Raw genomic sequence first — 25,089 nt, forward strand, 5'->3', positions numbered from 1 at the left:
TAATTTTTTAAAAATTTATTGCCGCATACACACTATAGTTTCTTTTCGGTAAAGGATAAAAAGAAACCGTTTTATAATAAGTATTCGTTAGATTATTCACTTTAAATCCTAAAGTATACTTTTTTGCCAGTGTTGCTGAAACTCCCATATTTAAAAGAAAATAAGGATCTATTGCTTCTGATCTTTTTTCATCACTTGTAGTGTAAGTAACGCCATTCACCAGTCCCTGTGCGAAAAACTTAAAGAAACCGTATTCATAATCTACATTGGCCATTCCTCTGTGCATGGGAACATAAGGTCTTTGCATTTTAGTTTCCTTATCAATAGATTTTGCATAATAGTATCCGGCATTAGCCCGGATTTTATGATTTCCCAATTGTTTGCTGAAAGACAATTGAGATTCCAATCCGTAAGATTCAGATTTATTGACATTAAATGCCTGCCAATACCCCAAAGCAGTAGGCAGCCATACAATAAGATCTGTAATGTTCATATAATAAGGAGACAAAGTAAGTCTGAAATCTCCTACTTTGAACTCATTCACCATATCAAACTGGGTAGACGTTTCCGGTCTCAGATCTTTATTTCCTCCCGGCTCATAATAAATATCATTAAATGACGGATATCTGAAGTTTTTTGACACGTTAACGCTTACATCATACCATTTTGCGGCACTCCATTTTCCAGAGAATGAATACATAAACGGAGACTTCACATCTTCCACAAAATCTTTCTTAAATCCACCCTCAAAACGCAGGTCTTTAGTAGCAAAATACCTCAGCAACCCGGAAACAGAGCCAATATTTCTACTGACACTGGATATTCCGCTCTGATATCCTTCACCTTTATTGATCTGAAATTCTCCGATAAGATTAAAATTCCACTTAGAATTCAGAAAATAATTGAAATCATTTTTAAAGATATAGTTTTTCCCTGTTCCCCCACTTGATTTAGGCTGGTTTAACGAACCGAAATACTGAAAGTTTTCTTCTGTATAGGCCGCTTTAAAAGAGTTGCTGAACTTAGTTTTATTCCAGTCCCAGGAAAGAAGGCTTCTTATACTTTGAGTTTTATATTTTGTTTTTGTTCCCGTTTCTTCATACACAGGATAATGCTGTGAAGAATCGAAAAACTGGCTTTGCCACGAAATTTTATGATCGTTGGTTATTTTATAGGATGCACCTGCATTGAATGTGGTATTATAGTAATTTCCATTTCTGTTGATATACTTCAGATCGCTTACCTCATAATTGTTTTCACTTACAGAATAATTTCCGGAAGCTTTAAAACTGAACTTATCATTGCTGTAAGAACCTTTTACAAAATTATTATAGGTATTAAAGGAAGCCACCTCAGAAAATAAAGAACCATGGAAACCTTTATTAAAATCAAGGGTATTATTCAGGTGAATACTTCCCCCAATGGCACCACTTCCATAGACTACACTTCCACCGCCGGCTTTTATACCGATCTGATCATAGCCAAACAAAGCAATATTATTGATATCTCCCTGTCCTAAAAAACTGGAGTTGATATTAATCCCATTCCATACAAATGCAGTCTGCTGAGCGGTAGTACCCCGGAAAGATGGTGAAGAAACAGCCCCTCGGCCATTTTCTTTGATAAAAACCTGTGACTGAAATCTCAGGAGCTCTGAAAGATTACTGGAGTTTTTCTCGGCCTCTTCTGCCGAAATTATTTTTACGGGATGAAAAAGTTTCACCCTATTCATCTGGTTGTCGAAGACATAAATAGTGTCTATGGTTTTCTCTTGTCCAAAAAGAAAACAGCCATAAGATGAAAAAAGCAGTACTAAAGATCTTTTTATATCCATACTTTTTTACTTTTCCTCCGAAAGCAATATGTTTTTTGATTATAATGTTGGCAGGTCTCCTGACTTTCGCATTCTGCTCCTTCCCGTTTTAGACAGTGGTTGTTTGCAGAAACTTTTATTGCGATTTACAGTTGCGGGGACAGTATGGGAGTTACACCCAATTCCCTTTTCATTCCAAAATACTGGAAACCAAAATTTTTGCAAAGATAGTTTTTTATATGTATTTGCCAAAAAACCGGCTTTTACATCAAAAATTTCAGACTTTTGCAAATAAAAAACAGCCGCTTTCAAAATTGAAAACGGCCATCATCCCACTACTTTACTATTTATATATGTTATTTTTTAATGAATTTATAAGCTTGTTTTTCTCCTTTCACAGAGTATTGCAGAATATAATATCCTTTTGATAAAGATGAAACATCAATTTGTCCTTCCACAGTATTGAATGATTTCACCCTTTGCCCAACCATATTATAGATTTCTGCTTTTTCTATTTTTCCTGTTCCTTTAAAATAAAGCACATCAGTTACAGGATTAGGATAAATGCCAACACTGTTTTTCTCTTTCACGGTATCATTTACTGATAAGAATTCAGAAGTATCCAGATAAAAAGCAACTATTTGACCTGAAGCATTCGTCCCTGATCCGGCAATTTTCTTTCCGTCTTGTGAAATCGCCAGAGGAAGTCCCATCGTTACTCCATTCGTTGCAATTCCTAAGGATACTGCATAATCATTCAGATTAATTCTTCCGGCAGATGCAGTCCAGATAAAACCTTCTCCCGACATTGGAGGTGCTCCAAATGCTCTGTAAAAACCAATAACTCGTGTTCCATCAGCTGAAATTCCTGTAGCTCCTCCTTTGAAATTGAACGAAGCATTAGGATGTGTTATATAAGTCAGCCCGCTTGTAGCATTCCAAACATAAGGATTAGGATTTGCAGATCCTATAATGGTATTTCCGTCAGCCGAAATTCCGCCTGCTTCTCCTACATTATTCCCGTTATTATCTGTAATAAAACTTTCTACTCCATCCTGCCATTTTGCACCGCTTCTTGTTCCGGTTGGCTCATCCTGCCACCCTACAATCACGGTTCCTGCCGCATTGATTGCATTTGCCCTGGAACTGCGTCCGGAAACTATACTTCCCAGGTCAACCATTCCGTTTACGTCATCCCATTTCACAGCATGTGCGTTCGCAGCAGTAAGAAATCCTAACCCTACAATAGTATTTCCGTTAGGTGACATTCCCCATGTAGAACTTACACTGCCGTCCCAACCGGTAGGAACCAGCCCTCCTCTGTTTACCCATGTGGAAGTAGCTACGTCATAAGTTGATATTTCATTAAATCCTGTTGCAGAATTTGTAACAGAAGATGATATTTTGGTTCCATCGTTTGAAACAATCGTTCTCCCTGCGGCTGGATATCCGTTTGATATTGAACCTATCTGTACAAGTCCGCCTGCTGCATTCCATTTATATACTCCTCCTGCACTTGTATGCATACTTACTACTCCATTATCTGAAACTGCACCTACATTATAATTTCCCAGCCCTATTACTGTAAGCTGTGCTGCTGCAAAACTAAATTTCAGAAAAAGACAAGCCGTCAATATTTTTATTGACATTCTGTAAAAATTTTTCATATTTTATTATATTTAGCGTTCCGAATTGGTGAAAACAATATTAATACAATATTTACCCTATCCAAAGAAATAGACTTTCATAATTCGTGAATTTTAAAAGAGTTTAATTTTTAAACAAATAATAATCAATTAGATACAAAACATCATTTTGAATATGGATTTTACCCGAACTATTCAAAAAAGCACAAAAAACAAACTATCAAGACAAAAATTATTTCAAAATAGCAGAAAAATATTACTGTTTATTTTCATTTGCTGTTCTTTTATTACCAGTGGACAGTCAGGTCCGGACTTTAATATTTTGGCAGATAAGGCATTTCTGAAATTGTATCAGAATTCTGACGAATGCATCAGCTATACTCAGGGAATCCTCGTAAGTGATCAGAATACAGAGCATAAAATTGTACTGCAAAACATTATTTCACAGGCTTTTGCTATGAAAGGCGATTACATACAATCTGTGAATATTTTTGCGCAGAAAGAAGATGCCGATCCGAAAAATGAACTTTCTTATTTTATGCAGGTTTTCAGTGATTATAATCTTGCTGACCAATACCAAAATCTGAGTCTGTACAATCAGTCAAAAAGAATTATTACCCATCTTTTATCTGATCAAAAGCTTCTTAAAAGTAATGATGCCACATTACGAATAACCACAGCAAAGCTGTACCAACTGCAAGCTTTGAACTCAGGAATCAATAGAGATTATACTGCAGCATTCAAAAACCTTGATAAAAGTAATCAGTACCTCAGCGATCATAATGAAGAAAACAGAATATTAAAAATGGAAAACAGAATTTTCCGTTCTTCTTATCTCCTAAAACAAAATAGACTTGTTGAATATAAAGCGCTTATAGAAAATATTATTTCTGATCTTGAGCACCAGACCAATCAACCATTTCTTTTAGGTTTAGCTTATGAGAATCTGTCCCAATATTATTTTTTGAAACAGGATTACACAACATCTGTTGAGAAACTGGAAGCTGGACTCTTTTTGATTGAAGATCTGTCTTTTAATAATTTAAAAATTAAAATTTACGAATCATTATCCCGCAACTATTATGCACTTCATGATGATGTAAAATATCATCAATACAATAAACTCTATAATGATTTAAAAACAAAAACCGATGCAAGCTCGAAAGAAGGAATACGATATATTGTAAAACTTGTTGAAACCAATCAGAATAAAAATATTGAATTTCAAAAACTGATGTTCCTTAGGTCCTTCTTACCTCTGGCTCTCATTCTATTCCTGATTATTATTGGCCTGTCCATCTATTTTTTAATTATTAAAAGCAAAAATAAAGATTTAAAAAAGCAGTTTGATTTCTTTAAAAAACAGAGCAATGAGAAACCTCAACCCATTTTATTAAATAAAGCTTCTACAACAGCAAAAGATGTCGGTTTCAACAAAATATCGAGGGAAAAAGAAGATGAAATCCTTCAGAAACTTGAAGAGTTTGAAAAATCCAACGGATATCTGAATAAAAATATGTCCTTATCTATGCTTTCCTCTCAAATGGAAATTAATACAAAATACCTTTCTGAAGTCATCAACAACAAAGAGAAAAATTTCAATGGATACATTAACAAACTAAGGATCAATCATATTGTACAGCTATTAAGGAATGATTCCACTTTTCTTAATTATAAAGTAAGCTATCTTGCAGAATATTCAGGGTTCTCATCACACAGTGCCTTTACAACCGTTTTCAAATCCGTCACCGGAATGTCTCCCAATGCCTATATTCAGGAAATCAGTAAAACCAAAACCGTATGAAATCACTTTTAAAAATATGGCCACTGCTCCTGGTATCCTTTTGTATTTTCACAAAGGCTCAAAAGACACCGGATAGTGTCTTAATGAAAAAGGCCAGGCTTGAAATTTATGACAATCCTGATAATACAATTAAAATTGGGGAACGGCTGTTAAAGAAATCTCATGATGTCAAAACTTCTATCCAACTTTATAAGCTTCTTTCCACAGCTCATATTGCCAAAAGAAACTTTGAGGAATCATTAAGATATATTATGAAGGCAAAGGAACTTTCCCAGAAAACCAATGATCCCTGGAGTCATGCAGAAGTTCTTATCTCTGTCGCAATACAATATCAGCAGATGGAACTTTTCAGCAAGAGCCTTGAAACGCTGAATGAAGCGGACCAGTATATTGCTAAAATCCCGGACAAAAATCCCTTGAAATATGTTGAAACCGCTACAAGCTATGCCATAAGAGGAATGATTTACAAGAGCCAGTCCAATTCAGAAATTGCATTGGAAAAGTTTTTAATTTCAATCCAGAATTTTGAAAAAGTACCTGTAAAGAAAACTACCAATTCCAACATGAGTGTGGTCTTATACAATATCGGGTATTGTTATCTTAATCTCAATCAAATTGATAAAGCACAGGAAGCTTTTATGGAATCTTTAAACTATGCCCGGAAGAATTACTCTAAAAGTCTGGAAGCTTTTGCCTTAAAAGGAATTGCCGAAATACACAAGAAAAAACATGAAAATCAACCTGCTATAAACCTTTTGTTAAAAGCAGAAAATCTTTGTAAAAATATAGGAGATATCACCCTGAATGAAGGAATCTACAAGGAATTGGCAGAAAATCATCTTGCCATGGGACAACAGAATCTTTACCAGCAGTATAATAAAAAACACCTGGAAATGCGCTTTAAAAGAAAACAAAATGAACTGAAATCCATTAACCAGGTCATTGACAATCATAATAAGGAAACCTCTTTAAAAAGTGAAAAACTGAAATCCTATTATCGTTATATTAAAATTGGCTCTGTACTGCTGGGATGTATTTTTATAGTTATCCTTTTATATTCTATTATAAAAATCAGAAAACAGAATAAGAATTTTCATAAAGAGATACAGCAAATGATAAGAACATCATAAGCTATGAAAACAAAAAAGCATTCCAAACTGGAATGCTTTTTTATAATGTATAATTTCAGCTTATCTACCGATAACTTCTGTAATTGGATTTCCTACATTTCCACTTGGGAACTGAATTTTCAGTAAAGAAGATACCGTAGGAGCAATATCAGTCATGTGATATTCTTTATTGCTTTCTCCCTGCTTCACTCCCCATCCCATAAAGATCAATGGAATATGTGAATCATAAGAGTTCCATACACTGTGTGTAGTTCCTGTTTTAGAATATGGAGGAAGCATAGAATCATGAGAAATCAACTGAATATCTCCGCTTCTCTGTCTGTTGATTCCGTTGATAATTCTTTGTTTGATGGGCTCCGGAATGCTTGACTCCTGAACTTTATCTACAGAAACAGCATATAAAACAGTAGGATCTTTCTCAATTTCTTTTACTGCAAAGTTTCTTACATCATCCAATTCAAGTTTGCTGTCTGCCAATACTTTTCTGTCGAAATAAATCTGATAGTTATCAATCGCATTGATCAGTTTATCTGCTCCGAATTTATCTTTTAGCTTTTGGTTCAGATTTTTTTCAGCATCTTCTCCGAAGAAACCTGTAGGAATTTTATGTTCTTTAAGAAATCCTACAGAATGCGCTCCACCATGGTCTGCAGAAAGGAAAACAGTGTATTCTCCTTTTCCTACTTTTGAATCTAAATAATTGAAGAATTCAGCTAAATCCTGGTCTAATCTGATATAAACATCTTCTACTTCAATAGAATTTGGTCCGAATTTATGTCCTGCATAATCTGTAGAAGCAAGGTTGATAGCTAAAAAGTCTGTAATATTATCTCCACCCAGTTTTTCACCCTCTACAGAAGCTTCTGCCAACTTCAATGTCAATGTGTTTCCGAAAGGAGTATAACGGATATTATCTTTTTTAGTCTGATAATCCTTTGCTAAGTTGCTGTAAGGGAATGTAGGTGTTTTTGCGCTTCCCAGCAGCCCTTCCCATGAAGAGTTGTCCGGTGCACTTTCTGTATATTGGTTGATCGGAAGTAAGGTATTCCAACCGTTTGCTACTAATTTTTCAGGAAGATTCTGAGCATTGAATGATTTTACCCATTGAGGCAGGTCATTCATATACCAGGTACTGGTAATGAAATTTCCTGTGCTGTCATCAAACCAGAAAGCTCCGTTTGGAGTGTGCCCTGCAGGAAGAATAGAAGCACGGTCTTTCAAAGAAACACCCACTACTTTTCCCTGGAAGTTGGTCGCCAGTCTCAATTCGTCAGTTACTGTAGTAGACCAAAGATTTTTTGGTGAGTGGCTTCCGATTTTTGTATTGGTTGTTCCTACTGGCTGAACGCTCTCATCTGCAGTACAGTAAACCCCTTTTCCGGTCTCTTTATCTGTCCAGTCGTTTCCTGCAATCCCATGAATTGCCGGTACAGATCCTGTATAGATACAAGTGTGTCCCAAAGCTGTAATGGTAGGCACATAAGGAATGTGTACGTTATTCAAAGAGTATCCTGTATTCAAAAGTCTCTTAAAACCGTCATTCCCATACTTACCATAAAAACGGTATAAATAGTCCCAACGCATCTGGTCTACTACCAGACCAACGACTAATTTGGGTCTTTCCAGTTGAGTATTTCTGTTCTTCTGCGCATTGATTGTAACTACGGACAATAATGTAGCTGCCGCAATTGAAATGTTCCTAAGCATCCAAGTAAATTTTTATTGCCTACAAATTTAAGGGTTTTGAAAGTTTTGGAGTGTGAAATTTTATTTAATTTTGATTATTGTACAATTCATCAATCAACCTTCTATGATTTTAGGCGTATACTGGTATTTCAAATTTCCGGATCATCTATATGACTTTACGTTTTTCAAATTTTATCCGGGATTTGGTGGACATGCCGATACTCCTGCTGAACTGGCAGCGAAAGTTCAGGTTGAAAACACAAATGATTTCCTCATAAAGTTGGAAAAACTGAAAGCAAACTTCAGACAGATACATTTACAGGTAAACATCAATGAAAATCAACTGATCATTACTATTGGAGATTATCAGCTTTTTGACTTTCATTTTCAGTTTGTAACAGAAATTGAAAAATTATTGATTTGTGAAAATGCTCTATTACTAAATTCAGGCATTCCCTTTACTATTCAATCCAGTAAAAGCTATCCTCCGAAAAGAGAAGCTTTCAAAAATATTGAACACCGGTTTATTCAGATGGTGGGTTCAGATTTAAAAAAAAGTAATGCTGAAAATTATATGGTCAGAATTGACTGCAACCTTCCTGCACAGCATAAACAAAATCTTATTAATGACTTAGTGCAGATTTGCCAGGAAGAAAATCTCAATGTCTTCTACTATAATGATTTCAATTTTAATGATCATTGTAATTTGATGCTTTTTTTCAGCAATGGTAGGCAGAAAAAAGAGAATATCCAAAAGGTGGATATCAATTCCTTTGGAAGCAAAGTTCGGCAGCTTGCCCAGAAATACCCTCTTTATTTCGGACATTTCGGAAGCTTCAAAGAATATCCTTTACATGGTCTCCATATAAAATTGATGGTGGATGAAGAGTATATTATTAACAAAAAATAAAACCATTTTAATTCAATACTATGATTAAATTCAAATATGTCATTCTGTACGTGGAAAATGTAGAACAATCTATTAATTTTTATAAAAATACTTTTGATTCTGAAATAAAATTCATCACCCCGGAAAAAGATTATGGAGAACTCCTGACCGGAGAAACTACGCTATCATTTGCCTCTGTAAGCCTTGCAGGTTCAAATATTAAAAAAGGTTTTTTAACTTCAAAAACGGAAGATAAACCTTTCGGAATAGAACTGGGTTTTACCACAGATAATGTAGAAGCCTTAGTAGAAAAAGCAATAAAAAACGGGGCTATTCTTTATGAAGATATTTCGGTAAAACCCTGGGGGCAAAAAACAGCTTACATCAAAGATCTTGATAATTATCTGATAGAAATCTGTACTGAAATTCAATAAGCTTAAAATATCTGATGTGGAAATAAAAAAATTACAAAAATTAGAATCCAACCCAAGCTTAAACTGGGGGCATAATGGCTATACAACGGAAATAATATATTCTGTTTCTTCGATTGAATTTGGAGGTTCTTTTGAGTTTAACTTAAAAGAAAAATCTTTCCCTTACAACAAAATATGGGAAACAACTTCTGAAGATCTGGAAGAACTCAATGCCTTTATCGAACAAGGAAATTCTTTTGGTGCTTTTGCAGATGAACAACTTACAGGCTGGATCATCTGTGAACACAGGACATGGAACAACAGTTTTTATATTGAAAACATCCTGATCGATGAAAAACACAGACGACAGGGAATTGGCATTATGCTGATTAAAAGTGCTCTTAAACAGGCAAGGAAACTAAACTGCAGGGTAATTGAACTGGAAACACAAAACACAAATTATCCAGCCATCCAGTTTTACAGAAGAATGGGATTCAATATTACCGGACTGAACACAAGACTGTATGAAAATGCAGAAGAAATTGCTCTTTTTATGACCTTAGACCTTGATTAAATCTATGATAAAATAAATACTATCTTAAAATCTACATCCATATTAATTAAAACACTTGCTGGTGTGTTAAAAATTTTATACATTAGTTATCAACAAATTAAAACATGATTACTATGAAAAATTTAAAAAAATTAAAGAGAAATCAGCTTGTGATGATCAGTGGTGGTGACACTCCTTATGCATTATGTGATATGGATGGCAATTGCCCACCAACAATAGGCTCTTACTATTGCAGTGATGGAACCTGCTACAGAGTTTCCGGCGGCGGCGGTGGCAACCCTGGATGTAATGAACCAATGCGTCTTTGCCAGGAATGGGAAACAGGATGCGGATGCGTTTATATGTAAAATATTCTTGTTAGATAAAATTTTGTTGAGGGCGGTTTTTACCGCTCTTTTTTATGACCTGTTGCTAAGGTATAATCTCCGGCAATTTCATTAATTTCGCAAAAAACAGAATTTCTCAATATCATGGAAAATCTTCTGAAATATATCAGATTACTCACTCCATTTTCGGACAAAAGCTGGGAAATACTTCAACCCGCTCTATCGGAAAGGAATTACAGGAAAAATGAACTGATGTTACAGAAAGATGAAGTCTGCAACACTTTATTTTATATCGATAATGGGTTTTGCAAAAGCTATTATGAAATAGACGGAGATATCAAAAACACCGGGTTTTTCTTTGAAAATGAAATCGTCACCAATATCAGCAGCTTTGGGAACGGTCAAAAATCTGAATTTAATATCATCGCTTGTGAAGACCTGCATGTTGTTATCTTTGATAAAACAAAACTATTTGAAGCAGCCAGAAATGCACCCGAAATTGAAACTTTAGGACGCCATTGTATTCGCCAGTTTGCATCCAGACAAGAAGAATTTTCAAATCTGTTCAAACTTTATACAGCAAAACAAAGACTGGAATATATTGAATCCAAGCATCCGGAAATGCTGCAACGTATCTCGCTCACTCAGCTGGCTTCATTTCTTGGAGTAGCAAGAGAAACATTAAGCAGAATCCGGAAACGAAGAATTACCCGTTAATACATTACATCCAAAACTATATATATGAAAACACTAATCTGGCAGGGAATTCTTTACCAATCTCTTGAATATTTTAATTTACTATCTGATGATAAAAGCTATACTGCAGAATCAAAAATCATTGGTTGCTATGAAGATAAAATCTTTGCTGTAAACTACAGCATTCTTATTGATAAAAACTGGATTGTTCAGGATTTTTTGATCGAATCCGAGATCAATACTATTAAAAGCAAACTTGCAGGAAAAAGAATACAGGATCAATGGGAAATCAACAATACCATAAGCCCTGAACTCAATGGTTGTGAGTTTATAGACATTTCCCTCACTCCATTTACCAATACTTTACCGATCAACAATTTAAAACTGCAGGAAAGTATTTCTCAAAAAATTGATGTTCTTTATATTGATATATTAAATCAGCAAATCAGGCCTGTTCAACAAGAATATACAAGGACAGCATCCCATAAATATCTGTATGAAAATATTGAAAATGATTTTAAAGCTGAAATTTCAGTCGATGAAATGGGATTAGTCATTAGCTATCCAGAATTATTTGAGAAAATCGCTGAACTCTAATCTCATAATTTTTTAATCTTAGTAATAAACATCCCTTTACAATTGTTATTACTATATGAAAACAATTTCTTTCCTACTCTTTTTGTTCATATCTCTGGCTGTCGTTTCAGCTCAGAATCATCATTCTGAAGGTTTTTATGAAACTTCAGATCATGTAAAGATCAAATACAAAGTCTCCGGAAAAGGAGAAGCCTGTTTCTATGTTCCCGGAGGTCCCGGGCAGGGCTATCCCTCTTTTGAACTGATGGGAGGGAATAATCTGGAAAAAAGCATGCAGATGGTTTATATGGATCAGCGGGGTTCCGGCGCATCCGGCACTTCGGAAAACTATCATCTCGATAAAATGGTTCAGGATATAGAAGAAATGAGACAACATCTCCATTTGAAAAAAATCTTTCTGCTGGCCCACTCCTTTGGGGGAATCATTGCCGTCAGTTATGCAAAAAAATATCCTCAGCATACGAAAGGACTCATTCTGGCGAATGTTACCTTACATTTCCTGAATGATGAATCAGTCAAAGAACAGATTGAATATGGGAACAGTCTTTTACATACAAAAACCAGGGCTGTTTCTAAAGACAGTCTTTCATCAGAACTTTCAAAAATCAGCAGTGCGTTAAGGAAAAAAAGAATCGGATATAAATTTCTGACCGAAGATATTGAAACTATAAAAGAATCTGATAAGATTGACTCTCTTCATCCCCGAATTATCGACTTTGGAATGGCAGTCATCTCAAAACCCAAAGATTTCCCGGAATATTATGCCGATTACGCTCCTATCACAAAAGATATTCATGTTCCTGTATTGATTATTACCGGAAAAAAAGATAAAGCAGTAGGAACCCAGCACTATAAAACATTTAGTTTTCCCAATCAGAAAATAGTTTCTATTGATGGCGGGCATCTTTTGTACTATGAAAAAAATAAAGAATTTGTGAATGCTGTCAGTCAGTTTGTGAATACTGCAAAGTGATATTGTATTGACTATTTTACAGATATTAAGTTTTTGGCGCGGCCTCCGGCCGCGCCAAAAACTTAATCAATATTCAAAGATTAAAAACAAACCCGGCTGTTTCATTTGAAACAGCCGGGTTTTATCTATTTTAATTCCTGATTAAAAGCAGGCAATCATTAAAATTTAAGATCTCCATTCACTTCTCTTACTGCATTAGCAGCTTCAGCGAATTTCAATTGCTCCTCAGCAGTCAATGTTACGTTTACAATTGATTCTACTCCGTTTGCTCCAATGATTGCTGGAACACCAAGACAGATATCATTTTGACCGTATTCTCCTTCAAGCATTAAAGAACAAGGGATCATTTTCTTCTGGTCACATGCAATCGCCTGAACCATTACAGAAACTGCTGCACCTGGAGCATACCAAGCTGAAGTTCCTAATAATTTCGTAAGAGTAGCTCCTCCTACTTTAGTTTCTTCGATTACATATTTTTGTTGATCTTCACTTAAGAATTCAGTTACAGGAACACCGTTTCTTGTAGCTTTGCTCAATAACGGAAGCATACCTGTATCACTGTGAGCAGCAATTACCATACCGTCAACATCAGAAATTGGAGCTTCTAATGCTTCAGCCAATCTGTATTTGAATCTTGCAGAGTCTAATGCACCACCCATTCCGATGATTTTGTGCTTAGGAAGACCTGAAGTCTTGTGAACAAGGTAAGCCATAGTATCCATTGGGTTAGAAACCACGATGATGATTACTTCCGGAGAATGTTTTACTAAGTTTTCAGTAACTTCTTTCACGATACCAGCATTGATACCGATCAATTCTTCTCTTGTCATTCCAGGTTTTCTAGGAATTCCTGAAGTGATTACTGCTACATGAGAACCTGCAGTTTTGCTGTAATCTCCTGTTGTACCCGTAATTTTTGTATCAAATCCGTTAAGAGATGCTGTCTGCATCAAATCCATTGCTTTCCCTTCAGCAAACCCTTCTTTAATGTCTACCAAAACTACTTCTGAACAGAAGTTCTTCATTGCGATGTATTCCGCACAGCTTGCTCCTACAGCGCCTGCACCTACTACAGTTACTTTCATATTGTTACTTTTTAAAAATTATTTTTGTTAGTTAAGTTTAAATTTGAAACTCCCCAAATTTAACAATTCCTGAAAAAATGCGCAATTTTTCAGGAATTTAATTAGAATTAAAATAAATTAGTTGACGTTCAGTAAAAACGTGTACAGCTTTTTCGCACCAGAAAGCACTTCTTTGTAGTTTTCTTCAGCTACCTCCGTATCCAGAACTTCTTTAAAATTTTTCCACATAGGTCCTGTATTTTCCTGATAACACCCGAAAAAGTTGAATGTAACCTCATCAAAACCTTCCGTTTTGGAAAGCTGTTTGGCAATTACGTTCCCACCAAGGGTAGAACCTTCAATCACATACATAGCTCCTAGCGCTTCATGCTCGTTATTGAACTCCAGGTTATGAGATACTTCCTGATTTTCCAGAGAAAGGCTTTTCAGATCTTTTTCAATAAGTGAAAGCTTTTTTCTTGCATCAAGCTGAAGTTTCTCTGCATATTTCCCGGAAAGACTGCTGAATATTTTGTCTTCACTGTGAAGAAGCATCAGGTAATTGGTATGGATGATTTTTTTATAATCCTCTAAGGTGAAAGTTTTGTTAAAAATCTTTTCAGAATTAAAAAGTTTCTCTGCTGCATCGTGATAATCTGCCGTATTCTGTTTAAGATATTCTGATACCATAAATAACGTTTTAAAAGTTTCTCAAATATAAGGCTTTTTGAACGTTAAAATAAAGGAAGTTCCTTCACTGCTGCTTTCATAATCCACATTTCCTCCTATCCTTTTCATGATACGGTGTACAATGGACAGCCCTACTCCGTTTCCTTTAAATTTCTTCGCATTATCCATCCTGTTGAAGATTTTAAACATCTTATGTTTTTCCTCCTCAGGAATACCGATTCCATTGTCGGAAACTCTGTAAATAATAGTCTGGCCATCTTCTCTCCCTTCAATTTCCACTTTCGGAAGCTCTTTGTGGGAAGAATATTTCACGGCATTATTGATAATATTCAGGAACACCTGATGAAGCATTGTTTTATCAGCCAGTACATCCGGACATTCCTTAATGATGATTTCACTATTTGGACTGCCATAGGTCATCTTGGCATTTTGAGATATTTTTTCAATAGTATGAGCCGTTTTCAGGCTTTCAAGCTGTATTTCACTATGCTTGGCGCGGCTGAGCTGCAGTACATCATGCATCATTTCCGCCATATTATCTATTTCCTCAATAATCGTATTGATCTTGTTTTTGCTTTTTATAGAATCATCAGCAAGATTTCCCAAAAGCATTTGTGCATTCAGTTTCATTACCGTAAGAGGCGTTCCCAGGTCATGCGAAATGGTATAAGAAAAACTGTCAAGTTCATCATTTACCTTTTTCAGCTCATCATTAAGCCTTTTGATTGCATTATAATTTTTGTGTGAGGTTTCTAAAATCAAATCTCTTACCGCCTGTACAGCACTCACATTTCTGGAATTCCATCTTTTAGAATTTCCTTTGATATTTTCTGTAAAAATACGGAAGGAGGTTCTAGGTGATATCATCTGCTTTTCTTCTCCGTTTTGAGAAAAGACACTTATCTTTTTCTCAGGATTCCCGGCCCAGTTGATGTGTTCATCAAACTCTTTCCGGAACCAGATCAGCATTTCATTTTTCTCCTTTTCTATAAAATAAATAACGATACCTGCAGCATTGTCAGACAGATCCAGTTCATCACCGTGCTCTTTAAGAAAGTTACGGCTTACATAGATTCTCTCATTTGTATTCCCCAGTGCCCATTGGACAATTCTGTTGATACTTTCCGGATTAGGAGTTTTACCATCTGTTATGATACTCTCATCCGAAACAATGGCAAGCCCATCCGCCTCAGGCAGATTTCTGATCTCTGTCTTACACTCAATAAGAGAGTCGAACAGGTTATTATGTTTTAAAAACTCCGTTTTAAGCTGAGACACTTTCTCATTCAGTTCCAAACGGTAGTTCAGTTCACTCTTGGATTTAAAAGATGAATAAGCATTAGCAGCCAAAGCTGTAAAAATTCCTGCCTGTACCCTGTCCTCAAGGTCAATATGCTTAGGTTCTACATTCTGGCAGGTTACCAATCCCCAAAGATGATCATCAATAATAATGGAAACACTGAAGCTTGAAGCAGCGCCTGCATTTTTAAGATACTGCCCGTGAACGGGTGACATACCTCTGGATGCTGAGTAAGTAAGGTCAATCTTTTCAGGGCTCCTGCTTAAAATAGGAACCGTATCTGCATATACATTGCTGAAGATTCTTTTTCTTTTTTTCAGATAAAGATCGCGTGCCTGTTTTGGAATATCGGATTCCGGATAATGAAGTCCCAGAAAGCTTTCCATATTCTCATTTTTCTTTTCGGCGATTACTTTTCCTGAACCATCCATCATAAATTTGTAGACCATCATCCGGTCATAGTTTACCACCTTCGACAGGGTTTCCAGAAGATGATTCCAGAGCTCCTTTTCATTATCGATGATATAAAAATTATCGTATTTATTCGAAATTCGTTTATTGGGGTTAATCAGGACTTCTTCAAACTCCATAAAAATATAAAGTTCACTTCTGAAAACAGAAAAATGGTACTCTGTATCACCAATAAAAATCTTATCAAAATAAGTTTCATTCTTCCGTCTGGTAAACTTATCCAATGAAGTATAGATTTCTGAATCAATAATGCTTTGAAAACTTTCCGGAAAGTCAGTAAGCTGCCTTCCGAACAGTTCCTCTGAACTCCCGATTTTAAATATATCCGAAATATTCCTGCTAAAAAAAGTAATGGTACGGGATTCCGCATCAATGCCAATCAAATAACCAAAACTTTGTATAGAACCCGGAATATGGATAGGTTCTTCATGGCATTCTATAAAATTCATATATCTCTTCAGTCTATCTATCAAATATAACGTTTTTTGGAACAGCTTCCTATTTTGTGGTACGTAGATTTTAAACTTCAGTCTATCAAATGTTCAAGAGAAAAATCAGTTTAAAAAAAGGCCGAAAAACACATTAAAATATTCTTCATTTTTTCCCACTTTTAATGTCATATATCTAAAATATACAAAAAAATATCCAATAATCCAATTATCATGCTTTAACTATGATTCATAACATGATTTACACATTATTAACCTTAATAATTATTTTATTTAAACAAATTTATCTAAATTTATATCACCAAATAATGAATATGATCAAAATTAATTGAATTATTCACAATAAATTCAATACAAAATTTAAATTCAAATAATACTATTATGAAAAAGTTCCCATTAATTTTATTTTCTCTGGTCCTCTCTATAGGATTATGGAATCCATCGGAAGCATGCACAAGAGTGGTTTACAAAGGGCCTCAGAATACCGTTATTACAGCCCGTTCTATGGACTGGCGTGACGAAATCCCTGCGAACCTGTGGGTTTTCCCAAAAGGAATAGACCGCAACGGGCAGGTAGGCTCTAAATCTGTAAAATGGAACTCCAAATACGGAAGCCTTATCAGCTCTTCCTGGGATATTGCATCAGCAGACGGAATGAACGAAAAAGGACTGGTTGCCAACCTGCTTTGGTTAGGAGAATCCCAGTACCCGAAATTCGATGGAAAAGGAAGTAAAAAGGGACTTGCCATATCATTATGGGCACAATATTATCTCGATAATTTTGCCACCGTAAAAGAAGCAGTAGAATTTTCACGAAAAGAACCGTTTGTTATTGTAAGTGATTATATTCCGGGAACAGAAAGATTTACAACAGTCCATCTTTCCATTTCCGATGCTTCAGGAGACAATGCTGTATTTGAGTATATTGCCGGTAAACTGGTCATTCATCATGATCCATCTTATACGGTAATGACCAATTCTCCTGTTTTTGAAGAACAGCTGGCCCTTAACAATTACTGGAAAGGAATTCCGGGAACAGTTATGCTTCCGGGAACCAACCGCGCTGCAGACCGCTTTGTACGAGCTTCTTACTATGTGAATGCAATTCCGCAGACTGCCGATACCCGTACAGCGGTGGCCAGTGTTTTCAGTGTCATCAGAAACTGTTCCGTTCCTTACGGAATCACCTCTGCAACAGAGCCTAATATTTCTTCAACAAGATGGCGTTCTGTCTCGGATCAGAAAAACCTGGTGTATTATTTTGAAACGGTTTTCACACCGAATACTTTCTGGGTAGATCTTAAAGATTTCGACCTGAGCTCTAAGGGAAAAGTAATGAAACTGGATCTTAGTAATAATAACACTTACAACGGTAAATCCAACGCAAATTTTAAAGAATCTGCACCGTTCACATTCTTAGGATTAAAATAGATATTTTACCACAAACCGCTTACGCTTATGCAAAAACAATCTGCCCTCAGCAGATGAAAAGACCTAAGTATGCAGCACTATAATTGAATGTGTAGCCACTCCTTTCCTCGGGATAGATGCCAAATCAAAGATTTGACAGATAGTTTAAAATACTTGTCTTTCATTTAAGTGCATGCAGGAAAGTAATGGTAAAATAAAGTTTACAATAAAAAAACAAAAATAGATATGGCCTTTTTTTCGATTAAAAAGAAAAGCCTGATCCTGTGCATGCTGGCCTGTGGGTTATCAGCTTATGCGCAAAATCAGGATTCTCTGAAGACCACCCCACCTCCACAGGAAGAAGACAATGTAAAATATCCGCAGCTGCAGATCAAAGGCCTTTTTCAGGCACGTTATCTCGTGGGGATGTCCAAGGATGTTGATGTCAACGGACTCCATCATACCGATGGTTCCGGAACGGATAATAATTTCATGCTCAAATACATGAGGATTCAGGTACGGGCACAGATCAGTAAACGTACAGAAGTTGTTGTTTTGGCCAACCTTGCCGATTTTAAAAATGATCCTAAAAGCAGAGTTCTTGAAAATGCTTATCTGAAGTACACCTTCAATCCGAAATTAGCAATTACGGTAGGACAGTTCAGACCTTGGTTCGGTATCGAAGAAACTTACCCTATTGATATTATTAAATCTTTAGACTGGTCCAATCAGTATACTGAATTCGGAAAACTGGGCTGGACGAGTTTCCAGATCGGAATGTCTGCTACAGGACAGCTTCAATTAGGAGAAATCCCTTTCCAATATGCTGTTTCGGTAGTCAACGGAAATGGAAAGAATCAAATCAATGACAACGATAACGGAAAACAATATTCTACCCGTCTGGTTTTTGGACTCTCCAAAAAATATAATTTTAACGTAGGACTAAATGCGGGTACCGGGGAAGTTTTTAGCAAAAAAGTATATGCTCTGGGAGTAGATCTGAGTTCACTGATCCAATTTGATCCAAAATGGAGCCTTGATATGCAGCTGGAAGCCAAACAGGCGACCAACCACGTTCTGTACAATTCCATTGCCCCTGAACTACGCCCTGATAATCCTGATCAGTATCTGATTCGAGGAGCTTATTTTCTTCCGAATTTAAGATATGAGATCAACCATAAGAACCTCAGTGCTTTTGAATTATCATGCCGGTACGAATATCTTGATACCAATTTCAGAATGGCTTCCAACCCAAGACAAACGATCACTCCTATGTTCGGATTGGAATTTTTGAAAAATTACGGTGCAAGAATTCAGTTGGGGGTTCAGTTTGACCGTTACAAATATCAGGTGGAAAATACATCACAATACAATAACAATCTATTCATTGTGCAGGTACAGAGTAGATTCTAAACGATTAAATAGTTAGTATCATGAAAGAAATTAATATCAAAAACGTAGCGATTACATTTGTTGTTGCGTTAATCATATGGTTCATTCCTGCTCCGGAAGGTGTTGCTGAGAATGCCTGGCATCTGTTCGCCATCTTTGCGGCAACTATTTTAGGGATTATTCTTAAAGCAGCACCAATGGGTACAATGTGTATGATGGCCATTGGTTTTACAGCCCTTACGCAGGTTGTGGCTCCGGGAGATGCTGGAAAATCTATTACCAAAGCGCTTTCCGGTTTTGGAGATAAAGTAATCTGGCTGATCGGGATTTCATTCTTTATTGCCAGAGGATTTATCAAAACGGGACTTGGAAACCGTATTGCCTTTCTATTCATCAGGATTTTTGGTAAAAGTTCATTGGGATTGGCTTACGGATTAGGACTTGCCGATGTTTGTCTGGCCCCTGCTATTCCGAGTAATACAGCGAGAGGAGGTGGAATTATCTACCCTATCATGAAATCTATGGCTATCAGCTTTGATTCCGTTCCTGAAAAACCTGAAACCCACAGAAAATTAGGATCATTCCTAACGTTGAACAGTTATTATATGAACCTCATCGCTTCTTCTATGTTCCTTACCGGGACAGCAAGTAACCCGATGTGTCAGAAATTTGCAGCGAACCTGGGTATTGATATTACATGGATGTCATGGGCTGCTGCAGGTTTCATTCCTGGTGCGGTAGCCTTCTTTGTCGTTCCTTTGGTATTGTACAAACTATACCCGCCTGAACTGAAAAAAACAGGTGATGCTCCGAAAATGGCAGCTCAGAAATTAAAAGAAATGGGACCTATCTCTAAAAATGAATGGCTGATGTTACTGGCATTTTTCATTCTGTTAGCCCTTTGGATATTTGGCGGAGCACTTTCTATTGATGCAACCACTACTGCATTTATCGGATTAACATTATTGCTGTTAACCTCAGTATTGACCTGGGAGGATGTAAAAAGTGAAAAAGGAGCATGGGATACCATTGTTTGGTTCGCTGTACTGGTGATGATGGCAAGTTCTTTAAATGAACTGGGTTTCATTGGCTGGTTCAGTAACCTTATCAAGGTACAAATTGGAGGTCTGAGCTGGCAGGTAGCTTTCCCGGTTATTATTGTAGTCTATTTCTTCAGTCACTATATTTTTGCCAGTGCTACCGCTCACGTAGCAGCTATGTATGCAGCATTGCTGGGTGTTGGGGTTTCTTTGGGAATTCCTCCTATGCTATTGGCGATGATGCTGGGTTTCATGGGTTCTATTTATGGGGTACTTACCCATTACGGCCATGGCCCGGCTCCGGTATTCTTCGGAAGCGGATATGTAGACCTGAAAGCATGGTGGGTCAGAGGTCTTGAAATAGGGATCGTTCTATTGATCATTTATATGGTTGTAGGAGGATTGTGGATGAAAGTCTTAGGATATTATTAATCATAAAATAAAAAATATGTTATCAACACTGTCAAGAAAAATGCTGATGTGCCTTACAGGACTCTTTTTGGGATTCTTCCTGTTGATTCATTTTCTCGGAAATCTTCAGCTTTTTCTGCCACAAGAACAGGCGCACCTGCAATTTAATGCTTATTCGCATTTTCTATCCGGAAATATTATTATCAAAATAGTTTCTTATGTTTTGTATGCCAGTATTATTCTACATGCTGTAGACGGGCTGATCATTACGTTAAAAAATAAAAAGTCTGGTGGCGGTTATCAGTCGGACAGACGTGGAAGAGCCAGTAAATGGGCTTCCAGAAATATGGGAATTCTCGGGACATTAATCCTGATCTTCCTGGTGATCCATTTCCAGAACTTCTGGTATATCTACAAATTCGGAAATCCGCCTTTGGATGAAAACGGAAATAAGGATCTGTACATTCTGGTAGTGAATGTCTTTAAAGAATGGTGGTACGTTATCATTTATGTTTTATCAATGATTGCTTTATGCTATCACCTGATCCATGGGATACACAGTGCTGTAAGAACATTGGGGCTCTATCACCCTAAGTTTGTACAATGGTTCAAAACTATAGGAATTGCCTATTCAATCATTATCTGTGTAGGTTTTGCATTGATGCCGGTGTATGTATTCTTTACTTATCATTAAACAGAACGGTCATGATTTTAGATTCAAAAATACCACAAGGCCCATTAGAACATAAATGGGATAATTATAAAAAGAAAGCAAAACTCGTTAACCCTGCCAACCGCAAAAAACTGGATGTCATTGTAGTAGGAACAGGACTGGCAGGAAGTTCCATTGCTGCTTCTTTGGGAGAAATGGGATATAATGTTAAATCATTCTGTTTCCAGGACAGCCCGAGAAGAGCACACTCTGTGGCAGCCCAGGGAGGTGTGAATGCTGCAAAAAATTACAAAAACGATGGTGACAGTGTCTACCGGATGTTTGTAGACACACTGAAAGGAGGCGACTTCAGAGCCCGTGAAGCGAATGTATACCGTATGGCAGAGTGCTCTCTGAACCTCATCGATCAGGCCGTAGCTCAAGGTGTACCTTTCGGACGTGAATATGGGGGATATCTGAATAACCGTTCCTTCGGAGGGGTTCAGGTAAGCCGTACTTTTTATGCGAGAGGACAAACAGGGCAACAGCTTCTTCTGGGAGCTTATCAGGCTTTGATGAGACAGGTTGGAAAAGGTTCTGTACAATTGTTTTCAAGACATGAAATGCTTGATCTGGTCACTGTTGATGGGAAAGCCAGAGGAATTATCGTAAGGAATTTAGACACCGGAGACATTGAAAGACATGCAGCCCATGCTGTAGTATTGGCAACGGGAGGTTATGGTAAAATCTATTACCTGTCTACCCTTGCCATGGGATGCAATGGCTCTGCGATCTGGAGAGCTCATAAAAAGGGAGCTTTAATGGCTTCTCCAAGCTGGATTCAGGTGCATCCTACTTCTCTTCCACAATCCGGAGATTATCAGTCTAAACTGACCTTAATGTCTGAATCATTACGTAATGACGGGCGAATCTGGGTCCCATTGAAAGAAGGTGAAAACAGACCTCCGAATAATATTCCCGAAAATGAAAGAGATTATTACCTGGAAAGAAGATATCCGGCTTTCGGAAATCTTGCTCCGAGAGATATTTCTTCCCGTGCAGCAAAAGAAAGAATTGATGCAGGTTTTGGAATCGGGCCTTTGAAAAATGCAGTGTATCTCGATTTTTCAAAAGCAATACAGGAACAGGGGAAAGATAAGATCAGTGAAAAATATGGAAACTTATTCGATATGTATCTGAAAATAACAGGTTATGATGCGTATAAAGAACCTATGATGATCTCTCCGTCTGCACACTTTTCAATGGGTGGACTTTGGATAGATTACGAGCTGATGACTACTATTCCGGGATTGTTTGCCCTAGGTGAAGCTAATTTTGCGGATCACGGAGCCAACAGATTGGGAGCCAATTCTCTTTTACAAGCTTCTGTAGACGGTTATTTCATTGCTCCTTACACCATTGCGAACTATTTGGCAGATGAAATTCATACCGGAAAAATTTCACCGAACACTCCTGAATTTGAACAGGCAGAAAATGCCGTTAAAGAGCAGATTCGTGATTTTATCAGTATTAAAGGAACTAAAACCGTTGATTATTTCCACAAAACATTAGGAAAACTCCTGTATGATTATTGCGGACTGGCCAGAAATGAAGAAGGTCTGAAATATGCCATTCAGGAAATCAGAAAACTGAAAGAGGAATTTTATAAGGATGTAAGGGTTTCCGGGCAGGGAGATAAAATGAATACCGAACTGGAAAAAGCAGGCCGCGTTGCCGATTATTTTGAAATCGGAGAACTGATGTGCTATGATGCCTTAACCCGTAACGAATCGTGCGGAGCGCATTTCCGGGAAGAATTTCAGACTCCGGACGGGGAAGCGATGAGAAATGATGCGGAATACCAGTTTATCTCCGCATGGGCGTGGACAGGTGAAAATGGAGAACCTGAACTGATTAAAGAGCCTTTAACCTTTGAAGAAATTCAGCCAACGGTAAGAAGTTACAAATAAAAACAGAAAATTATGGATTTACATCTTAAGATATGGAGACAGAAAGACAGAAAAAGTGATGGAAAACTGGTGGGCTACGACCTGAAAGGATTGAACTCCCATATGTCTTTCTTAGAAATGCTGGATACCTTAAACGAAAAACTGATCATTGAAGGTGATGAGCCTGTAGAATTTGATCACGACTGCCGTGAAGGAATCTGTGGACAATGTGGAATGATGATTAACGGTATTGCCCATGGTCCTCTGAAAAATACAACCACCTGCCAGCTTCATTTACGGTCTTTTAAAGATGGGGAAACGATTCTGATAGAACCTTTCCGTGCTGAAGCTTTTCCGGTGAAGAAAGATTTAAAAGTAGACCGTTCTGCTTTCGATAGAATTATATCTTCAGGAGGTTTTGTGTCTGTAAACACAGGCCAGGCTCCTGACGCTACAGCCATTCCGGTGACTCACCAGACTGCTGAAGAAGCTTTTGATTCCGCAGCCTGTATCGGATGTGGGGCTTGTGTGGCTACGTGTAAAAACGGAAGTGCAGCATTATTTACCTCTGCAAAAATCACCCATATGGCCCTTCTTCCTCAAGGGAAGGAAGAACGCAGTAAAAGGGTTCTGGATATGGTGGCTCAGATGGACACCGAATTATTCGGGCACTGTTCCAATACAGAAGCCTGCGAAGTGGAATGTCCACAAGGAATTTCCGTACTCAATATCGCCAGAATGAATTTTGAGTATAGCAGAGCTTTATTTTTCAGGAAAAAAGCTTAGATCAATAAAAGAAGAACGCTAAAAATGATAATGTTTGAAAGGGTAAATCTGCAATGCAGGTTTGCTCTTTCTTTTTATGATTTACTTCTGCTCATTCATTATGGCCACAACCCTTGCCGGAGCTGCAGAACCGCCTACAATCTTTAATGGAAATACACAGATTTTAAATCCGGACGGAGGTAATGCACTGAGATTCGTAAGCTGCTCGATGTGTAAATATTCTTTTTCAATTCCTACACGGTGTCCTTCCCAAAAGAATTCAGGATCATTGAGTTCTTTGGCTTTTTTAGCCATATATCTTAAAGGAAGATCCCAGCCCCATTGATCAATTCCCATTACTTTTACGCCCTGGTCAATCAGCCACTCTGTAGCTTCTTTGCTCATTCCTGTACCTTTTTCTACAAAATCTGAAGTTCCCATCATCTTATCTCGGTCAGTTCTGATCAGTACAATATTTCCTTCCTGTATCATGATTCCATTTTTGTCAAGGTCTTTTTTGAGATCATCTACGGTGATAGCCACAAAATCTTCTTTATGAGTACAGTCAATCACAATTCCATCCCCATAACACCATTCCAGAGGAATCTGATCTATGGTTTTTGCCGGTTTACCTTCTACTACTGGACCATAATGCCATGGAGCATCAATATGAGTGGTGGCATGAAGTCCCATATTTTTAATCGTGTCATCTGCCCAGCCCGTCCAGTTTTTAGGAAAAAGTCTTGAGGGCAGTCTTAACGCCAGACGAATCAGCCAATGTGATTTTCTGTGTGCTTTATGTTTGATTTTCACCCTCATGAACCATGGGTCTCCTGCATTATATTGAATGGGTTTTGTCAGATCAACAATTGTCGTTTTCATATGATTTAGCTAATAAAACAAAGATAGCGAATATGATAAAAAGAAGAATAAATGGAATATTTGTTTG

The 25,089-nt window shown here is 37.1% G+C and carries 22 protein-coding genes and 1 riboswitch; of the genes, 15 read left to right on the top strand and 7 right to left on the bottom strand.

All coding sequences use genetic code 11. The annotated features are described in order from the left end of the window. Positions 1-7: 7 nt before the first annotated feature. The gene (locus tag KYG33_RS09350) at positions 8-1,834 is read right to left on the bottom strand and encodes a TonB-dependent receptor plug domain-containing protein (protein ID WP_219073126.1); all 1,827 of its coding nucleotides are present in this window, start codon (positions 1,832-1,834) and stop codon (positions 8-10) included. Between the two features lie 31 nt (positions 1,835-1,865). After that, positions 1,866-2,043, bottom strand: a riboswitch (cobalamin riboswitch). Positions 2,044-2,169: 126 nt separating this feature from the next. Beyond that, positions 2,170-3,462, bottom strand: coding sequence for a T9SS type A sorting domain-containing protein (locus tag KYG33_RS09355; protein WP_257468975.1), 1,293 nt, complete (start codon positions 3,460-3,462; stop codon positions 2,170-2,172). A gap of 172 nt (positions 3,463-3,634) precedes the next feature. On the opposite strand from KYG33_RS09355, the gene KYG33_RS09360 reads away from it, so the two are divergent. Both KYG33_RS09360 and KYG33_RS09365 read left to right on the top strand, forming a co-directional pair. Then, positions 3,635-5,263, top strand: a complete 1,629-nt coding sequence (locus KYG33_RS09360) for a helix-turn-helix domain-containing protein (RefSeq protein ID WP_219073128.1) — start codon at positions 3,635-3,637, stop codon at positions 5,261-5,263. After that, on the top strand, positions 5,260-6,393 hold the full coding sequence (locus KYG33_RS09365) for a tetratricopeptide repeat protein (RefSeq protein ID WP_219073129.1): 1,134 nt from the start codon (positions 5,260-5,262) through the stop codon (positions 6,391-6,393). The genes KYG33_RS09360 and KYG33_RS09365 overlap by 4 nt, the downstream gene beginning before the upstream one ends. Before the next feature lie 60 nt (positions 6,394-6,453). Here the strand turns inward: KYG33_RS09365 and pafA are convergent, their stop codons facing one another. Then, positions 6,454-8,100 carry an alkaline phosphatase PafA gene (pafA, locus tag KYG33_RS09370; protein WP_077419326.1) on the bottom strand — a complete coding sequence of 549 codons (1,647 nt, stop codon included), beginning with the start codon at positions 8,098-8,100 and terminating at the stop codon, positions 6,454-6,456. Between the two features lie 52 nt (positions 8,101-8,152). Between pafA and KYG33_RS09375 the strand changes: the two genes are divergently transcribed. The 7 genes from KYG33_RS09375 to KYG33_RS09405 all read left to right on the top strand — a co-directional run bounded on the left by KYG33_RS09375 (position 8,153) and on the right by KYG33_RS09405 (position 12,547). Then, positions 8,153-8,989, top strand: a complete 837-nt coding sequence (locus KYG33_RS09375; RefSeq protein WP_219073130.1) for a hypothetical protein — start codon at positions 8,153-8,155, stop codon at positions 8,987-8,989. A 20-nt stretch (positions 8,990-9,009) separates the two neighbouring features. Further along, a complete protein-coding gene (locus KYG33_RS09380; protein WP_180564384.1) occupies positions 9,010-9,402 on the top strand; it encodes a VOC family protein in 393 nt (130 codons plus the stop codon). A gap of 16 nt (positions 9,403-9,418) precedes the next feature. After that, the gene (locus tag KYG33_RS09385; RefSeq protein ID WP_077419323.1) at positions 9,419-9,955 is read left to right on the top strand and encodes a GNAT family N-acetyltransferase; all 537 of its coding nucleotides are present in this window, start codon (positions 9,419-9,421) and stop codon (positions 9,953-9,955) included. 113 nt (positions 9,956-10,068) lie between these two features. Continuing rightward, on the top strand, positions 10,069-10,302 hold the full coding sequence (locus tag KYG33_RS09390; protein WP_180564385.1) for a hypothetical protein: 234 nt from the start codon (positions 10,069-10,071) through the stop codon (positions 10,300-10,302). A gap of 123 nt (positions 10,303-10,425) precedes the next feature. Next, positions 10,426-10,998, top strand: coding sequence for a Crp/Fnr family transcriptional regulator (locus KYG33_RS09395; protein WP_180564386.1), 573 nt, complete (start codon positions 10,426-10,428; stop codon positions 10,996-10,998). A 24-nt stretch (positions 10,999-11,022) separates the two neighbouring features. Beyond that, positions 11,023-11,574, top strand: coding sequence for a putative glycolipid-binding domain-containing protein (locus KYG33_RS09400; protein ID WP_180564387.1), 552 nt, complete (start codon positions 11,023-11,025; stop codon positions 11,572-11,574). Between the two features lie 55 nt (positions 11,575-11,629). Then, positions 11,630-12,547, top strand: coding sequence for an alpha/beta fold hydrolase (locus tag KYG33_RS09405; RefSeq protein ID WP_180564388.1), 918 nt, complete (start codon positions 11,630-11,632; stop codon positions 12,545-12,547). Between the two features lie 158 nt (positions 12,548-12,705). Here KYG33_RS09405 and KYG33_RS09410 read toward each other — a convergent pair whose 3' ends face one another. From KYG33_RS09410 to KYG33_RS09420, 3 genes are all read right to left on the bottom strand, one after another. Next, positions 12,706-13,632, bottom strand: a complete 927-nt coding sequence (locus tag KYG33_RS09410; protein WP_045500033.1) for a malate dehydrogenase — start codon at positions 13,630-13,632, stop codon at positions 12,706-12,708. Positions 13,633-13,749: 117 nt separating this feature from the next. Next, a complete protein-coding gene (locus KYG33_RS09415; protein WP_180564389.1) occupies positions 13,750-14,301 on the bottom strand; it encodes a biliverdin-producing heme oxygenase in 552 nt (183 codons plus the stop codon). 21 nt (positions 14,302-14,322) lie between these two features. Continuing rightward, positions 14,323-16,545, bottom strand: coding sequence for an ATP-binding protein (locus KYG33_RS09420; protein WP_232538992.1), 2,223 nt, complete (start codon positions 16,543-16,545; stop codon positions 14,323-14,325). A 357-nt stretch (positions 16,546-16,902) separates the two neighbouring features. Between KYG33_RS09420 and KYG33_RS09425 the strand changes: the two genes are divergently transcribed. The 6 genes from KYG33_RS09425 (at position 16,903) to KYG33_RS09450 (ending at position 24,161) form a co-directional block, all read left to right on the top strand. Beyond that, positions 16,903-17,952 (top strand): linear amide C-N hydrolase, encoded by a 1,050-nt coding sequence (locus KYG33_RS09425; RefSeq protein ID WP_180564390.1) that lies wholly within the window; start codon positions 16,903-16,905, stop codon positions 17,950-17,952. A 225-nt stretch (positions 17,953-18,177) separates the two neighbouring features. Beyond that, entirely contained in the window at positions 18,178-19,344 is a 1,167-nt protein-coding gene (locus KYG33_RS09430; RefSeq protein ID WP_047387125.1) for a porin, read from the top strand. Between the two features lie 20 nt (positions 19,345-19,364). After that, on the top strand, positions 19,365-20,795 hold the full coding sequence (locus tag KYG33_RS09435) for an anion permease (protein ID WP_077419315.1): 1,431 nt from the start codon (positions 19,365-19,367) through the stop codon (positions 20,793-20,795). 16 nt (positions 20,796-20,811) lie between these two features. Beyond that, positions 20,812-21,468: a succinate dehydrogenase cytochrome b subunit gene (locus tag KYG33_RS09440; RefSeq protein WP_047387121.1), complete on the top strand. Its 657-nt coding sequence runs from the start codon at positions 20,812-20,814 to the stop codon at positions 21,466-21,468. Positions 21,469-21,479: 11 nt separating this feature from the next. Continuing rightward, on the top strand, positions 21,480-23,396 hold the full coding sequence (locus KYG33_RS09445; protein ID WP_219073131.1) for a fumarate reductase/succinate dehydrogenase flavoprotein subunit: 1,917 nt from the start codon (positions 21,480-21,482) through the stop codon (positions 23,394-23,396). A 12-nt stretch (positions 23,397-23,408) separates the two neighbouring features. Beyond that, a complete protein-coding gene (locus tag KYG33_RS09450; protein WP_077419312.1) occupies positions 23,409-24,161 on the top strand; it encodes a succinate dehydrogenase/fumarate reductase iron-sulfur subunit in 753 nt (250 codons plus the stop codon). Positions 24,162-24,242: 81 nt separating this feature from the next. On the opposite strand, the gene KYG33_RS09455 is transcribed toward KYG33_RS09450, so the two are convergent. Beyond that, a complete protein-coding gene (locus tag KYG33_RS09455; RefSeq protein ID WP_180564393.1) occupies positions 24,243-25,022 on the bottom strand; it encodes a cyclase family protein in 780 nt (259 codons plus the stop codon). Positions 25,023-25,089: the final 67 nt, after the last annotated feature.

The organism is Chryseobacterium sp. D764 (genome assembly GCF_019317325.1).
GTDB lineage: Bacteria > Bacteroidota > Bacteroidia > Flavobacteriales > Weeksellaceae > Chryseobacterium.